Below are 17290 nucleotides of genomic sequence, written 5' to 3'. Positions count from 1 at the left end.
TAACAATTTCGAGTGTTATATAATGATTAAGTTTATGTTAATTGATATAATAATTGAATGAAGTATTACGGATAGGAGTACACCATGATTCTATATATATTAATTAATATTGCCGTAGTATTGCTCATTGTAGGAATAGATTTATATTTGCACCAATTTAAACAACTTCGATTTAGTTCAATACTAATAGCTATTTCATTAAATGCTATTATCGATTTAATTGTAGTCGCAAAATATAATTTCATTTCAATCTATACGATGATTTTATTTATTGTATGGGCATTATTACAACTCTATTTAAATAAAAAAATTAACCCTTTCATGATAAAAGACCAAAAGTTCATTGCAGTGATATTTGCCATTGTCATCAGTTTAACGCAGTTTATAACTGATATTTCCAGTGAACAATCTGTCTATATGTCGTTACCATACTTAGCTCCAGCTATTTTCATTATCGGTGCAGTATTATTATTTGTAGGTACATTTAATGTATCGGAGCTTGATCATCTACCTATTTTAAAAACAATCAAGCATCCTATGCTAATTGGTACGATATTAATTATCATCGCATTTATAGCTATGATGATACTCACACCTTTTTGGTATGTATTTACTATCATCTATGTACTATTCATATTATTTATCATATGGCAACGTATATTTAAGGGAGTGGGACAGAAATAATAAAGAACCACTAATCATTGAATATGAAGTGGTTCTTACGCATTAGCCACAGCTAATGTGTACTTTAAAATAGGAATACATGAGTGAAACTCATGCATAAGAAATACTAATTTCTAAAGAAAAAGTATTTCTTTATCGTTGTCCCACCCCGGCAAAGTTGACTAGAAATGAAAAAGCTTGGTACATTAGACCGTCTTTGTAATTCATTACTTAGACGGTTTTATGCATGAACTTTTAAGTTCATGTATACCTCTTAAACTTAATCTGAACACATGAGTTAATACTCATGTGTAAGTCATTCTAATTTCTTTAAGAAAAAGAATGACTTTACAGTCAACTACTGCCTAAATATGAATGTAACTTGAAATATATATTTATGTCCCAGCCTGTTTTTTTCGTTGTCGGTAAATCAAATTATAAAAAGCTTACAGCTCATGGACTGATCCATAGCCTGTAAGCTTTTTGTTTAATGAACATGTTCTTTATATTCATCATTATTTTGTGTTGCTTGATATGTCGGTTGATGTCTATGTGCATCAAATCTTCTAATTTGATGATAGTGTTCAGATTGATTTTTTCTAGATTGTGCCTTGTCTGAGTCTTTTGACTCCTGTGATATTTCAGATGTTTGTTCGGGTTCAATATTTGTGGCCTGAACAATATATTTAGGACGCTTTTTCACTTCATAATAGATACGACCAATATACTCACCAATGACTCCTATGGACATTAACTGAATACCACCTAAAAGTGTAATCGCAGCTATTGTTGTGAAGTAACCAGGAATGTTCACACCTGAGATCATGATATTAATTAAAAGATATACGAGATATAGTACACTGAGCGAAAATGTAAACATACCTAGATAAATCATCATTCTTAATGGTTTATTATTAAACGAAATTAAGCCATCAATACCATAATTTAATAATTTGGCAAATGACCATTTCGATTCTCCTGCTTCACGTTCTACATTTTCATAGGTGAATACTTTCGTATTATAACCTATCCATTCAAATAATCCTTTTGAAAATCGGTTATATTCATCCATAGATGTCAGTGCTTGTACGGCACGCTTGCTTAGTAATCTAAAGTCACCTACGCCATCTTCAAATTGTACATCTTCCACAAAGGCATTAATCAATTTATAATAAGCACGTGTCATCGATTTTCTAGCGACATTTTCTCCTTTACGATCACGTTTTGCTATCACTTGATCATAACCTTCATTATATCCTTCAACCATTTGCGGAATAAATTCTGGCGGATGTTGTAAATCAGCATCTATCATAACTACAGCGTCACAATGTTCACTATGTTGATAGCCTGCCACCATAGCAGCCTCTTTACCAAAATTTCTACTAAATGAGATGTATTTGACGTGGTGGTCAGCTAATGCTAAATTTTGTAGATGATCAATAGTTGAATCTTTACTGCCATCATCTATGAATAGTAAATCGTATTCATATTGTTTATTGATGCTATCTTGCTTTAATATCTCAGTCAGCTTTTCATATGTTTTTAATACGACTTCCCCTTCATTATAACAAGGAATGATGACTCTTATATTCATTCAATGACATCCTTTTCTAGTAATTGGTTTAATATTATTTTATCAATTACTTAATAGTGTATTCTACTTAGAGCCTTTGTATTTACAAAATCTTAATATTACATTAATGTTTATCACAATATTTATTGAAAATCACTACTTTTGTAAATTTAAATGAACTCAAAAATAAGATTAATGGACTTTTTCACTCATACAATGATTAGTATTGTGTCGCATTACTTCAACTCATTTATTTCAAATCGCCTATCGCTACTTCATCTGGATCTTTACCTTGTCTATCATTTCGATTTAAACTGTCAATTTGTGCTACATCTGTAAGTTCAAGATTGAAATCTAAAATATTATAGTTTTCGTGAATTCGACTAGGTGTTTTAGATTTAGGAATAATAATACGATTATGTGCTAAATGCCAACGTAAAACAATTTGTGCTGCCGTTTTATGATATCGTTTAGCCATGTCCGTAATAACTGGGTCATCTAATAACCCTTTATTTCTCATTAATGGCATCCATGCAGTGACTTTAATATCATGATGATCACAATAATCTTGTAATTCTTGTTGATTAAAGTATGGATGTAACTCTATTTGATTAATTTGAGGAACTATTTCTGTTTCTTGCATTAGTTTCTCTAGATGATGTTGTTTAAAATTACAAACGCCTATGGCTTTGACTTTACCTTCATGATAAAGCGTTTCTAATGCCTTATAACTTTCGATAAATAAGCCATTTTCTTCACAAGGCCAATGAATTAAAAACAAGTCTAGGTACTCAAGACCTAAATTTTCTAAAGATTGATTGAAATATTGAATTGTACTGTCATATCCTTGATAATCATTCCATAATTTAGATGTAATAAATAAATCTTCTCTATCAACGTTTGTTTGCTTTAACGCTTGCCCTAAGGACTGTTCGTTACCATAGAAATATGCCGTATCAAATGCACGATAACCTGCTTCAATAGCGGTATTAATCACTTCATTCATTTCATCATCTGTTATTTTATAAACACCTAAGCCAATCGATGGCATAGGATAACCATTATTTAAATATTGTGTATCATTAATATTCATTCTTACCACTCTCTTTCATATGTCTTCGTTGTTGAAATACGTAAGCAAATGTGTACCATACTATAATACACGTAATTAAAGACGCTTAAACATTATAGCTTAAGCGTCTTTTCATCATATATCATTGTTAATCCGTTTGTTCCTCATCTGAATTAACTTCATATGTTGGGCGTTCTTGGTTAAATTCATAATTTAAAGTTACCCAAATAATTTGGTGATTTTCAATTTCTGATATGATCCAACGATCGTAATCTGTATCTACAAAATCGTCTTTCTGAAGATTTGTATTTTCAGATTGTAACCATCCACCGATTGTATCAATATCTTCTGAGTCTTCGAATTCAATACCAAATTGTTCATTTAAGTCGTCTAATAACACTCGACCATTAATTTGATATTTGTTGTCCTCTAATTTAACGATGTCGTTCACTTCGTCATCGTCAAATTCATCTCTGATTTCACCGACAATTTCTTCTAAAATATCTTCCATTGTTAAAATACCTGCTGTACCACCATATTCATCAATAATCAAACTGATATGAACATGTTCACGTTGCATTCTAACAAGGGCATCACTAATACGTGTTGTCTCTGAAATCATCGGTAGCTCATGTATATAGTTAGCAATTTTGATTGTTTTACCAGATGCATACTCAGTTAAGAATTCTTTAACATTTATAAATCCTTTAACGTGGTCCTTATCACCATCTTCAGTGATAGGATATCGAGTGAATTGGTATTCTTTAATCGTTTCTAATAGTTCATCAACATTAAAAGGCTCGTTCAACGTAATCATTTGAGTTCGGGGAACCATAATATCTTTAGCTTGTCTTTCATCAAAAGAAAAGATATTTTGCATATATGCAAGCTCAGTTTGGTTGATTTCGCCACCATTATAACTATTATTAATAATGATTTTGATTTCTTCTTCTGACATTGCATCCGATTGTGCATCTGGATCTACACCAAACACTCTAAGAATTACACGAGCCGAACCGTTCATTAACCAAATTAAAGGTTTCATGACATTACCAAAGTAATATAACGGTCTAGCATATAGTAACGCCATTTTCTCTGTATGTTGAATAGCGAATGATTTAGGTGCAAGTTCACCTAATACGACATGTAAATAGGTTACTACAATAAACGCAATGACAAATGAAACTGTTGTCGTTAATGCACTTGGTAAATGCATTAGTTCGAATAATGGATGTAGTAATTTATCAAATGTCGGTTCACCTAACCAACCTAAACCTAATGAAGTTACTGTTATACCAAGTTGGCATGCAGATAAGTAGTAATCAAGGTTAGCAATCATTTTCTTAACGATTTTAGCACCACTGTTACCTTCATCTGCTAATTGTTCGATACGCGTAGATCTTACTTTGACAAGCGCAAATTCAGATCCGACAAATACTGTTGTTAATGCAATTAAAAGAAAAAATACAATTAAACTAATTATGGTCGAAGTTTCCAATTAATTCCCTATTTCTAGGGATTCACCTCCATATTATCTGTGTCACACATGGTTAACACGTAATTAAAATTTTCGAATTGGCTTAAATGATATTTACATGCTAAGACCTTCCCATTGCGACACCCCCTAAAAAAATGTAATTGATTTTATTCTATCATAAAAATATTTCATTTGGTTGATTTATGTTTATAGAATTACAACATAACATTTAAAACTAATACCCCGATTTAGTCAAGTTATTCCTCAAATCTAAAATGTATGAATATAACCATTCTTAATCGTCATAAGGACTGAAATCGTATCATCAACAATCACAATATCAGCATCTTTCCCTACCTTAATACTACCTTTTGTTTGATCGATACCTAACGCTATCGCTTGGTTCCAACTTGTCACACGCCACAAGTCTTTAATTGAAGCACCTGTATAAGTGATTAAATGACGCAAACCATCATTCATTTTTAAGATACTACCAGCTAATGCACCTGAATCTAATCGTGCTTCTTCATTCTTCACAATAACGTTTTGTCCACCTAGATCATATTCACCTTCTGGCATCCCTTTTGCACGCATCGCATCTGTAATGAGATACATATGTTCATTGCCTTTATTTTGGTAAGCCATTGCTACGGCCGCTGGATGTGAATGCACACCATCAACTATAATTTCTGTATTTAGGTTTTGATTTAACCATGCCGCTCCAAAAACACCGGGTTCTCGATGTCCAAAGCCTGTTGCTGCATTATATAAGTGTGTAATATGTTTAGCACCATTATCAACAGCTTCATTTGCTTCATCATATGTAGCTACTGTATGTCCCATTGAAAATATGATGTCGTTATTTAAAGCTTTTAATGTATCAGTTGCACCATCAACTTCAGGTGCAAAAGTAATAATTTTAATCAATTGATTGGCAGTCTTTTGAAATGTCTTAATCTTTTCAATAGACGGTCTTTGAACATATTTAGGATGTTGCGCGCCTACCTTATGTTCTGAAATAAATGGACCTTCGAGATGAATACCTACAATTTCTGCAGCATCATGCCTATTTTGAATTTGATAATAATTTGCAATATTTTGGAGTGCTCGATGAATACTATCATCTGATTGTGTCATCGTTGTTGCTAAAAATGATGTTGTTCCTTCAGATAATAGTTGTTCAGATAAATGTTTAAGACCATCCATTGAGGCATCCATCGCATCTTCGCCGTAACCACCGTGGATATGTATATCTATAAATCCTGGAATAACATGATGACCTTGTGCATCTACCGTAGGATACGATTTATTTAAAGTGTTCAATCTATCTTTATCAGAACCTATTTCCATTATTTTGCTATCTTTAATATGTATAAAACCATGTTCTATTTTTTGACTTTCTGTATAAATCTGACCGTTTATAAGTAAATATTCTTTCAATATCAATACCTTCTTTTCTAATACTAATGATTCGATTGTTATTTTACTACAACCTTTCATTTTATTCATATCATACAATTCAATATTTAATTTCGTAAAAATAAAAATACCCTTGTCGGTTAAACGACAAGGGCTAAAAGTCTATTATTCATCCATTGCTTTAGATGCTTCAATTTCATTTTCAGTTAATTTTGGTTTTAAGAAACCATATATTAAGGCAGAAACTAAAGTACCTACAACTAAAGCTAATAATGTTTGTAAAATATGGCTAAAGTCAGTTGTTGCGATAACAAAGATACCACCGTGTGGCGCATTGATTCTTGAACCTAATGCTAATGCAATCGCACCACCAACACCTGAACCAATCATCATTGATGGAATCACACGAATTGGGTCAGCTGCTGCAAACGGAATCGCACCTTCAGTAATGAATGATGCACCCATCACATAGTTAGGTACAATTGAACCTCTTTGTTCTTTTGTGAATTTCTTTCTGAAGATAAGCATTGCTGTTGCAATTGCTAATGGTGGAATCATACCTCCAACCATTGCAGCAGTGATTGGCGCTGCATTACCTTCTGTAAGTGCTGCTGTTGCGAAAACGTAAGCAGCTTTGTTAAATGGTCCACCCATATCGATTGCCATCATCGCACCAATAACTAAACCAAGTAACATAATATTTGAACCTGAAAGTCCATTTAATCCATTTAACAATAGGTGATTTAACCATGAAGCAGGTGGGTTAAATACGTAAATCATTAATAAACCAGTAATTGCTACTGATAATAATGGATAGATTAATGTTGGTTTTAAACCTTCTAATGACTGAGGTAACTTACGTGTCATATATTTAATACCTTGTGTTAAATAACCAGCTAAGAAACCAGCAATGATACCGCCAATAAATCCTGAGTCACCTGAAATGGCTAACATACCGCCAACTAAACCGGCTGCAAATCCTGGTTTATCTGCAATACTACGAGCAATGAAACCTGCTAATACTGGAATGATTAATGCAAAGGCACTGTTTTTACCAATATTCCATAGTTGCTCTGCGAAAGCATTGTGTTCAGCACTCTTAGGATCAAATGAATTGGGTCCTATAATGAACACGATTGCCATTAAGATACCACCAGCAATAACAAGTGGTAACATATTAGAAACACCATTCATTAAGTGTTTATAAAATGCTTTTCCTGGACTTAATTTCTCTTCATTCTCTTCCTTATTACTACCTGATCGATCGCCTCTAGCGACAAATGGTCTACGACTTGTATCTAACGCAGTATTAATTAATTCTTCTGGTCGTTTAATACCATCAGCTACTGGTACTTCGACAACATTCTTACCATCAAAACGATCTGTCTCAACATGCACATCTGCTGCAACAATAATACCAGATGCTTTTTCAATATCATGTTCTGTTAAATGGTTTTTAATCCCACTTGAACCGTTTGTTTCTACTTTGATTTTGACACCCATTTTTTCAGCTTGCTTTTTCAAAGCGTCGCGTGCCATATACGTATGTGCGATACCTGTAGGACAAGCTGTGACAGCTAAAACGTACGGTTCGTTATCTTCTGCGCTTGCACCTGTTGAAGCAGCTGCTGCATCCGCTTCATTTTGTTGTGCTTCTGCTTCTTCTTCTTTTGTTGCTTCATCATCTGCCGCATCAATAATTTGTAATACTTCTTCTGGTGATGATGCATTTATTAATTTTTCACGTACATTTTCATCCATTAAAATGCCTGATAACTTTGCTAATGCATCTAAATGCGTTTGAGCGCCACCTTCTGGTGCAGCAATCATAAAGAATAAATGTGCTGGTTGCATATCTAAACTTTGATAATCTACTCCAGCTTTTGATTTACCAAATGCAATCGCTGGAGATTTAACAGCACTCACTTTTGCATGTGGAATCGCAATACCTTCACCGATACCTGTTGTACTTTGTGATTCTCGGTTATGAATTGCTTCTTTAAACGATGGTACATCACTTAATTTACCTGCTTTGTCAAGTTGATGCACTAACTCATCGATAACACCATTTTTGTCTGATGAAGATAAATCCATTGCTATCGTATCTTTGGTTAATAATTCTGTTATTCTCATATTATTCACTCCCCATCAAGTACAGAAATCGTAACTTGTGATTTGATATTTTCTATTGCATCTTTTGTCGCTAAATCTGCATCAAATGCAGTAGCAGTTCCTGATGCTACTGCTTGTTTAAATGCATCTTGCACAGATAAACCAGTAGCTAACCCTGCGACCATACCTGCTACCGTACTATCACCTGAGCCAACTGTATTAATCACTTTGCCTTTTGGATTTACAGCTTTAATACTTTGTTGACGATCCACATAAATTGCACCATCTCCACCTAATGACACAATGACTGATTGTGCACCTTTATCTAAGATTTGTTTAGCATATTTAATAACATCTTCATCACTTTTAACTGATGTATTAAACATAACTTCTAATTCATCTTTATTAGGTTTAATAAATAGTGGCTGATATTCTAACACTGATTCAACTAAATCTTTTTCAGCATCAACGACTAATTGCGCACCTGTTTGTTTTGTAATCTTAGCAATCTGCGCATAAGCATCACTCGGAATACTCTTTGGTACACTACCAGCGACGATAACAGTATCATTGTCTGTCGTTTCTTTAATTTGATTTAATAATGATTGAAATTGTGCATCAGTCACATTAGGACCTTGTGCATTCACTTCTGTTTCTTGACCTGTTTTCAATTTAACATTGATACGCGTATCTTCATCTACTTGCACAAAATCTGTGTGAATATCACTATCTTTTAATGTTTGAGCTATAAAATCTCCTGGGAATCCACCAGCAAATCCTAATGCTGTAGAATCAACACCCAAAGTCTTTAGCACTCTAGAAACATTAATACCTTTACCACCGGCAAATTTATTTGTATCTTGAGCGCGATTTAAACCATCTATCTTAAAGTCATCTACAAACATGACATAGTCAATGGATGGATTAAAAGTAACTGTATATATCATATTGTCCCTCCTAAAAATTCATATTGTCCCGCAAACGCTTCATTCACATGTTGTAATCCCTGTTTAGAGGTAATGATTCGAGTATTATCTTGCACAGGTACTCTAGCAAAGTACACTTGATTAAATTTCGTTTCGTCTACAACAACAAAGCTTTCATTAGAAAGTCGCATTGCATTATCTTTAATTAACGCCTCTTGTTCATCAGGTGTGGTTAAACCATACTTTACGTCTATACCGTTCATTCCAATAAATGATTTATCAAAACAATATCGCTTCAATGTTTCTAAGGCACTCGAACCTACTGTAGCGAATGTATTTTCTTTAACTTGACCACCTAACATTAAGGTTTTAATCCCTTTTTTAAGTAGTTGTTCAACATGAGTCAAACCATTAGTTACAACAATAATATCTTTTGCATCTATGTAAGGTATCATCTCTAATGTTGTTGAGCCAGCGTCTAAAAAAACACACTCATTATCTCTAATTTGTCGAGCTGCTCGTTTGGCAATTTCTTTCTTTTCTCGTGAATTTTGTGTCAATTTCTCTGTTAATCTTGGTTCGACCATTCGATTATGGTTAAGTGTCGCACCACCATGAATACGTTGTAATTTACCAGCTAATTGCAGCTTAGATAAATCACGTCGAATGGTAGAGGCACTACAACCGGTTCTATCCATTAATTCCTGGAGTGTCAGAAAATCCTTTTTTATAAGTTCTTGTAAAATTAAATCGTGTCGTTTTTCAGATATCAATATAACCACCCCATCTCAATTACCATTATAATGAGCACGCTTACAAAATTCAATCAAAAATTGTCAAAAACAATCAAAAACATTCATTTTGTGACAAAAATAACACGAAAATACATTCACTATCAAATGGACTAGTTGTGTTCATGTATTTCCGTGTTTTTTATTATTATTTTACTGCTAGTGCTTTAGTCATGAATTACCGAAGTCACTTTAGCGTTTGTCATTGCTACCAAATCTTTGACAGCGATAATGATTTGCATACCTCTTTGGCCACCACTGATATATATCTGTTCTCTTTGTAGCGCAGACTGGTCAATAACAGTTTGGAATAAATGCTTCATACCGATAGGTGAACATCCACCTCTAATATATCCTGTCACTTGTTTGAGCTGATCTAAAGGCATTAAATTTAATTTTTTCTCTCCTGCTTCATGTGCAGCTTTTTTCATATCTAACGTTGCATTCACTGGTATAACAAACACGAAATGATCATGGTTAGCATTTTCTAATACAAGTGTTTTATAAACATCTTCAACATTGGCATGCACAAGTGCTGCTATTTGTTCACCTGTTTGGTGTTCTTCGGTTACTTCAAATACGTTAGTTTGATAAGCTACCTTTGCTCTATCTAACATGCGCATTGCATTTGTTTTTTTGGTTTTACCCATATTCTCACCTCTGGTATTACTTAACTTAATCCTCTATATTTTAACACTAGTTCTTTATATAGTAATCACAAAAAAAGCACATGCTCCCATTAGTAAGCATGTGCTATCTCATATGTGAATGATTTTCCCCAACTTGACCGCTGTCATTCACTACTATATTGGATTGTTGTTGATTTTGTTGATTCACATATTGATAATTTGATGATTGATTTTGATAATCAACTTGTTTTAAATCATAATTTTCATTTAAATGATTGTTCGCATAATTTAATGCAATCACTTTACATTCTCTTGGCGTAAAATGATTTTCTGATGATCTATGATTGTCTTTTTTTAAATATGTAGTCTTTTGTTGCTTGTCATTATTATTGTCTTCATTTTTTTCTGAAGCATTCGCTATTTTAAAATCAGTAAAATTAATTGTTTTCTCTAATGCAGATACTTTATTTGCTTTTGAAAATGTACAAATAGTCTGATGTACTTTAGCTAATGCATTTTGATTAGTAGCTAAAAATATTAGACCTATTAAACATATTGTCAAAATAACTGCAAAGATACTTAATAATAAGTTTTTCAAATTCATCTCCTTACCCACATTTCTCAATCGATTTTTGTCTATCTTAACATAATAATTTTTAATTTTAGATATGTGGGTCACAATTTAAATAGATTGTAATATTTGTAACAGTAATATTACTGAAGTTGTTATTTTTGTTACATAAAAGCATTAAAAAACGAAATAATTATCTTCAATTAATACATTAAACTAATTTTTTAAGTGAAAAAGTATCATAATCATTCAAAATCGTTCGAAAACAATATTAAAAATTTAAAGGGTTTTGTCACGTTATATTAGTACTTTTTCAAAGTATTCATATTTAAAATAAATAAAAACCATTCAACGTTTTCGCTGAATGGCGTCTATTATCATTTTGAATTTCGATTTAATTGCGTTCTTATCATTTTTTCAATAAATATAATGACAATCCCACTTAATGATACCGCTATAGCCATATACAATGGGAACTCGATATTCACATCAAAAAGTGTACCAGCAACTAGAGGTCCCATAAAATTACCCATACTTGTGAATGTTGAGTTTAGTCCTCCTGCAAAGCCTTGTCGATTACCTGCAATATTAGAAAAATAGTTAGTAATCGCCGGTCTAATCATGTCGAAACCAATAAAGACGATAAAGCTAATGAGCATTATAGTCCAATAACCTTGTGCGATAATCAACATCACTAAAACAATTGCTGAATATAATAATGACCATGCAATAAAATTCAATTCAGTTGTAAATTTCATGAATTTATCGAAGAAAAATACTTGGAATAAGGCACCAAAAATGCCCCCGCCTGTGATAGCAATTGAAATATCTTTAGGCGTATAGCCAGCTTTATCGGATGTATATAGTGAAAATAGTGTTTCAAATGCAGACAAACCAAATGCTAACACTAAAGTCAAAATAACCGGTGTTAAGAATACCTTCCAATTAATTTTAGTTAAGAGCTCTGGGTCGTATTGAGGGAAACCTGCTGTTGTCATTTTCTTAGGATTGTGAATCACAATTAATGACATAATAAAAGCAATAATCCCCAGCCCTCCTGCAAAATAGAAAGGTAATCTATGGGAAACCTCAGCTAAAAATCCGCCAAAACCAGGTCCTAAAATAAAACCAGAATTAATGATTGCTGACATGTAACCAAAGTTCTTCGCTTTATCTTGTGACGGAGAGATATCAGCTATTAGTCCTGTTACACCTGGCATAACCATACCAGCACTAAAGCCACCTAACACACGCGAAATAACCAAAATTGTAAATGAGTGGCCTACTGCAAACATAAACTCAGATATTGAAAATAAAACAAGACCAATACATATTATTAATTTTTTACCTAGTTTATCAGCTAGCCCACCACCAAATGGTGAAATAATCATTTGCGCTAATGCAAATGAAGCTACTAGTATACCTAAATCACTACCTTTTAAGCCCAAATCTTTAAGATAAACCGGTAGCACAGGTATAACCAGTCCAATCCCTAGAAATATCAGGAAAATATTAAAGTAGAGTGTAAATAATTGTTTTCTCATAACGATGTCCCCCTCTCTTATATTTTACATATCTTTATTTATCATATATTGGTATCTATATCATCATACCTTTTCACTACATCAATACGTTAAAAGTCAATATATTGTAATATATTTAAAAACAAATTAACAGTCGGACGTATTAATATTTCTACTATAAAATATAAAGATGATTTAAAACGATAATTATTACCGCTTTTACTTTTTTGGTTGATTACTATTGCTCAGAACGATATTATTAAAACTCAGTTGTCCAATTTTATTTTAACGGATGAAAGTATTAAATCAAATGACAACCAAAGTATGTTATGAAAGTAGTGTTAATGATGCAACCTCGCTATATAGCTAGAATATATTTTATTATTCTGTTTATTATATCTTTATTTGAAACCACGATTTTCAATTTTATGACGTTAAATTTATTTTTAGCTTATATACCATTCGAACTATGCTTATTATTAAAATTATTTAAACCTATCAAAAAATTCGAATGGCCTTTATTTATTGTATTTGGCATGATTTTTTTATTACTTGTACCTAATACCTTCTATATGATTACTGATTTGATTCATTTAAATCAATTTCAATTCAACTTCTTAGTAGGATTGAATATAAAGGAATGGATATTCTTTACTTATTTAATGTTAGGCGTCTTTTTAGCCATGTATGTCATGATCTTAATTTTTATGGAAATTCTACATTTTACCAAACACATCTGGCTTAATCGCCTATTAGTTATTATTCTTATGTTTTTAAACGGTTTAGGTATTTATATGGGCCGCTTCTTACGACTTCATACGGTATATTTAATTAATGAACCATTAAAAATATTCCATGAAGTCCTAGGTGTATTTAACCTAAAAACATTTATCTTTGTGTTATTAATGGTATTAATGCAGTCAGCAATCATTTTATTTGTAAAAGGAGTTCGATTACAAAAATGATGTTAAATCTGATCATTTTATTAGCAATCATTATTATTCTACAACTCATTGTAGGTCACTTTATGCATGATATCGGTTTTAGCTATGCTAAAAGTATCGGTCTTGTGTTTTTACCATTAGGTATAGGTTTGTTTATTTTACAAGCTTTTTATTTCGAAAGAAAATATCCAAATTGGGACGTCCCACTTGGTGTTAAGTTGCGATTAAAATATATGTATATTTTAACCTTTTTTGAATATGTTGCTGTATATGTTTGCATGTTTTGGCTTAAATAGTAAATATGTCATTCGTTTTGAGACAACTCAATTCAAATAACCTCCATTAGCACTACATATCTATCACAAACTTTTAAATAATGACATCACACGTTGACGACTGTATTGGTGGTTAACCATTGGTTCAGGATAATCAACACCTAATTGAATACCTTGTTGTTTCAATAATTGCATGTGCTTTTGGGTATCGTTTAATAGATGGCTATCTACATGATTGAGTGTGGATAGCCATTGTTTTATATATAGTGCATTGGGATCAAATCGCTCACTTTGTTTAATAGGGTTAAACATTCTAAAATATGGAACAGCATCTGTCCCAGTCGAAGCAGACCACTGCCACCCATGCACATTTGACGCATTATCATAATCAATCAATTTATCTTTGAAATAAGTTTCTCCCCATGTCCAGTCTATCAATAAATCTTTCGTTAAAAATTGTGATGTCACAATTCTCATTCGATTATGCATATATCCAGTTTGATTTAGCTCTTGCATAGCTGCATCTACAATAGGATATCCAGTTTTACCATTTTTCCATTGATCAAATTGTTGCTTGTCATTGACCCATTCAATGTTTCGATACTTCTCTTTAAATGATTGATGGGCTGTTTCTGGATATTGCGTCATCAGTACATAATAGAATTCTCTAAAAATTAATTCTCTGATAAATGCTTCATAATTAGATTCGTTGCTTTCATAACCATGTAATAAATCATTAAATACTTGCAATATATCAATCAATCCGTAAGCTAGTGCAATACTGAGTTGACTCGTTAATACTTCAGGTAAATACTCTCTATTTGACTCATAATTTTGAATATCATTATTCAAAAAACTTTGCCATTGTTGTTGTACTTCTTTTTCAGTTAATCCACTATGGCTATCATTAATTTGCGTTGGGGCGTATGCCGGCTCGACTATTTTCGAAATATCACTTAGTTCATAATGTGCTCTATGTCTTTCTATTACATATGGTCGCCATTTTTTATAAAAACTTGTAAACACTTTATATGGTTCCCCTTGATTGTTAAACGTTTTACGTGGACTAAAATAATGTTGTACACGAAGCGCTTCAACTTTGATTCCAGCTTCTTGAAATCGTTGTTTTTGATGAGGATAGTCATATGATTCATGATGATAACTCATGATGTCACTTGCCATAACAACTTTGTCTAATTGTTGATTTTTACAAAACGCTATTAAATGATTATAATCCATTACATTCGTTTGAATTTGATAATGATTTAATGTGTTGATAAAAGCGTTGAGTGTACCATGATAAAATGATGCTTTTAATTGTGCCTCATCACCAAACTTTTCTTTAGATATAATCAATACACATGTATCTGTACTACCTAATTGATTGCAAATATAAGCGAGTAACGGATTATGATGAATTCTAAATACTCTATTTAATATCACGCCAACTTTCATTGTTTAATCACCTAACATTCATTGTTTTGTTGAATTATACCCTTATCCTAAAAAAATAAATATCTAACCTAAATCGTTCATAATTCTTATTTAAAAACGTCTATTTCATTCATAAAAAAAGCTCGACGGTCACCTTGACCGCCAAGCTATTTAACTTTCATTATTTATACTAAACCTAACCATTTCCAATACGTTAAACTAAATATAATGACTAATATATAGCCAACTATCGTTAATGGTATACCAGATTTCAAGAAATCTTTAACTGTAAATGTGTCTGTACCATACGCTAACATGTTTTGTGGTGCACTTACTGGTAATAAGAATCCAAAGCTAATTACAAATTGTTGGATTAAAACAAATCCGATAGATTGATCGCCAAGATGTAATGTTGATGTTAATGAAATAAAGACAGGAATAAGTGCAGATGATAAGCTTGTAGCACTTGCAAATCCTAGATGAATTAAAATATTAAATAAAGTAATCAGTGCTATGGTTGCAATAATCGGCAATCCTTTAAGCCCCATTAAACCAAATGTTTGATCACTCAACCATTGTGCTGCTCCTGTTTTTAATAATACATTTCCTAGTGAAATACCAACACCAAATACAATGATTGTGCCCCAAGGGATTTTATTTTCTACACCTTTCCAGGTAATAACGCCAATTTTAGGTAAGAGCATGATACCTAAAGCAATTAATGTAATTGATGCAGAATCAATTGGATGTAACACTTTTTCAGTTGACCAAAATACCAATAATAATAGAGAGATAACGATTAAACGCCATTCACTCGGTTTCACTGGTCCTAAATCGTTTAACTCTTTTTTAATTAATGCTTTTCCGCCTTCAATAGATTCACGTTCGGGTGGCATCACTTTGATCATAATAAAATAAAGTGCGATAGACATTAAAACTGACCATGGCGCGGCGTACATGAACCATTCACCCCATGATACATCATGGCCTAAATTCTGATTGATAAAATTAATCGCAACGATATTTTGTGCTGCCGCTGTTTTAATACCAATATTCCAAATAGAAACTGCTTGTACTGACGTTATAATTAATAATGATGCTAACTTACTCTCTTTAGAAACTTTGAATGCTGCAATCATACCTAATAATATTGGTACGACTGCACCCGCTCTAGCTGTAGAAGAAGGTACAAAAAATGCAAGCACAATTGAAACGAGTATTGCACCTATGACAATATTTTTAGTTTTATTTCCCACGACAGATAACACTAATAATGCTAATCGTTTGTGTAAGTTAGTCTCTTGCATCGCTGCTGCTAAAAATAATGCAGCTGCAACTAAAGCTACCGCTGAAGTAGAAAAACCACTGAACGCAAGTGTTAAAGCATTGTTTGTTCCTAATATTTCACTGCCTTTAATAATGGCATCCCCATTTTTAGGATTACCAAGTTGCTCAGATAAATTTTGAACTGGACTGAATCCTAATAATAAAATTATCAGTCCTAAAATCAATGTTGCTGAAACAGGGTATGACACTGCTTCAGTAACCCACATTATGACAGCAAATGCTAGTATCGCTAGAGTCATTTTAGCCATCACTGGTAAGCCTGCGGGTGTAGGTAAAAGCAATATGGCTATCAATACGATAAAACTAATGATAATCCAAAGTGGTTTATACCCCTTTTTCTCTTTTTTGGTAGTTTGATTATTGACTACCTGTGAAGTTTGATTCCCTTTAGACATATTCACCGACTCCTTTTTATCTTGACCTTACACCCTAATTATATCAAGAAAGCGCTTTATCTATGCGATTTACTTACAAAAGTCATATAATTCTCACTTTTAAATAATAAATCATTTAAAAAAGATATACTCAATTTAT

15 protein-coding genes are annotated in these 17290 nt (G+C 32.5%); 3 read left to right on the top strand and 12 right to left on the bottom strand.

Annotated features, from left to right (window positions below; translation table 11 throughout):
* The first annotated feature begins 84 nt into the window (after positions 1-84).
* A complete protein-coding gene (locus tag ACZ267_RS07840) occupies positions 85-684 on the top strand; it encodes a hypothetical protein (RefSeq protein ID WP_015365295.1) in 600 nt (199 codons plus the stop codon).
* Positions 685-1150: 466 nt separating this feature from the next.
* On the opposite strand, the gene ACZ267_RS07835 is transcribed toward ACZ267_RS07840, so the two are convergent.
* The 10 genes from ACZ267_RS07835 to norA form a co-directional block, all read right to left on the bottom strand.
* Positions 1151-2257, bottom strand: a complete 1107-nt coding sequence (locus tag ACZ267_RS07835; RefSeq protein ID WP_015365296.1) for a glycosyltransferase family 2 protein — start codon at positions 2255-2257, stop codon at positions 1151-1153.
* Between the two features lie 229 nt (positions 2258-2486).
* A complete protein-coding gene (locus ACZ267_RS07830) occupies positions 2487-3329 on the bottom strand; it encodes an aldo/keto reductase (protein ID WP_002467169.1) in 843 nt (280 codons plus the stop codon).
* Positions 3330-3456: 127 nt separating this feature from the next.
* Complete coding sequence (locus ACZ267_RS07825) at positions 3457-4806, bottom strand: hemolysin family protein (RefSeq protein ID WP_002467170.1); 1350 nt, start codon at positions 4804-4806, stop codon at positions 3457-3459.
* Between the two features lie 249 nt (positions 4807-5055).
* Positions 5056-6225 (bottom strand): N-acetylglucosamine-6-phosphate deacetylase, encoded by a 1170-nt coding sequence (nagA, locus tag ACZ267_RS07820; protein WP_463680313.1) that lies wholly within the window; start codon positions 6223-6225, stop codon positions 5056-5058.
* 144 nt (positions 6226-6369) lie between these two features.
* Complete coding sequence (locus ACZ267_RS07815) at positions 6370-8337, bottom strand: PTS fructose transporter subunit IIABC (RefSeq protein ID WP_015365298.1); 1968 nt, start codon at positions 8335-8337, stop codon at positions 6370-6372.
* Between the two features lie 5 nt (positions 8338-8342).
* Positions 8343-9263, bottom strand: a complete 921-nt coding sequence (pfkB, locus tag ACZ267_RS07810; RefSeq protein WP_002467150.1) for a 1-phosphofructokinase — start codon at positions 9261-9263, stop codon at positions 8343-8345.
* Positions 9260-10015, bottom strand: coding sequence for a DeoR/GlpR family DNA-binding transcription regulator (locus ACZ267_RS07805; protein WP_015365299.1), 756 nt, complete (start codon positions 10013-10015; stop codon positions 9260-9262). Before ACZ267_RS07805 ends, pfkB begins: the two co-directional genes overlap by 4 nt.
* A 185-nt stretch (positions 10016-10200) precedes the next feature.
* On the bottom strand, positions 10201-10683 hold the full coding sequence (gene ybaK / locus ACZ267_RS07800; protein ID WP_019235811.1) for a Cys-tRNA(Pro) deacylase: 483 nt from the start codon (positions 10681-10683) through the stop codon (positions 10201-10203).
* Between the two features lie 103 nt (positions 10684-10786).
* Positions 10787-11266: a hypothetical protein gene (locus ACZ267_RS07795; RefSeq protein ID WP_002467152.1), complete on the bottom strand. Its 480-nt coding sequence runs from the start codon at positions 11264-11266 to the stop codon at positions 10787-10789.
* 344 nt (positions 11267-11610) lie between these two features.
* Positions 11611-12777, bottom strand: coding sequence for a multidrug efflux MFS transporter NorA (norA, locus tag ACZ267_RS07790; RefSeq protein ID WP_002467154.1), 1167 nt, complete (start codon positions 12775-12777; stop codon positions 11611-11613).
* A 326-nt stretch (positions 12778-13103) separates the two neighbouring features.
* Between norA and ACZ267_RS07785 the strand changes: the two genes are divergently transcribed.
* A complete protein-coding gene (locus tag ACZ267_RS07785; RefSeq protein WP_015365302.1) occupies positions 13104-13721 on the top strand; it encodes a DUF1361 domain-containing protein in 618 nt (205 codons plus the stop codon).
* Positions 13718-13996, top strand: coding sequence for a hypothetical protein (locus ACZ267_RS07780; RefSeq protein ID WP_079449037.1), 279 nt, complete (start codon positions 13718-13720; stop codon positions 13994-13996). The genes ACZ267_RS07785 and ACZ267_RS07780 overlap by 4 nt, the downstream gene beginning before the upstream one ends.
* Positions 13997-14059: 63 nt before the next feature.
* On the opposite strand, the gene ACZ267_RS07775 is transcribed toward ACZ267_RS07780, so the two are convergent.
* Both ACZ267_RS07775 and ACZ267_RS07770 read right to left on the bottom strand, forming a co-directional pair.
* Positions 14060-15430, bottom strand: a complete 1371-nt coding sequence (locus ACZ267_RS07775) for a cryptochrome/photolyase family protein (RefSeq protein WP_463680305.1) — start codon at positions 15428-15430, stop codon at positions 14060-14062.
* Positions 15431-15594: 164 nt separating this feature from the next.
* Entirely contained in the window at positions 15595-17151 is a 1557-nt protein-coding gene (locus ACZ267_RS07770) for an SLC13 family permease (RefSeq protein WP_019235810.1), read from the bottom strand.
* Between the last annotated feature and the right edge of the window lie 139 nt (positions 17152-17290).

It is taken from the genome of Staphylococcus sp. AC872, assembly GCF_979255425.1.
The sequence above is the reverse complement of the archived record's forward strand: the minus strand, read 5'-3'. Positions and strand labels throughout refer to the sequence as shown.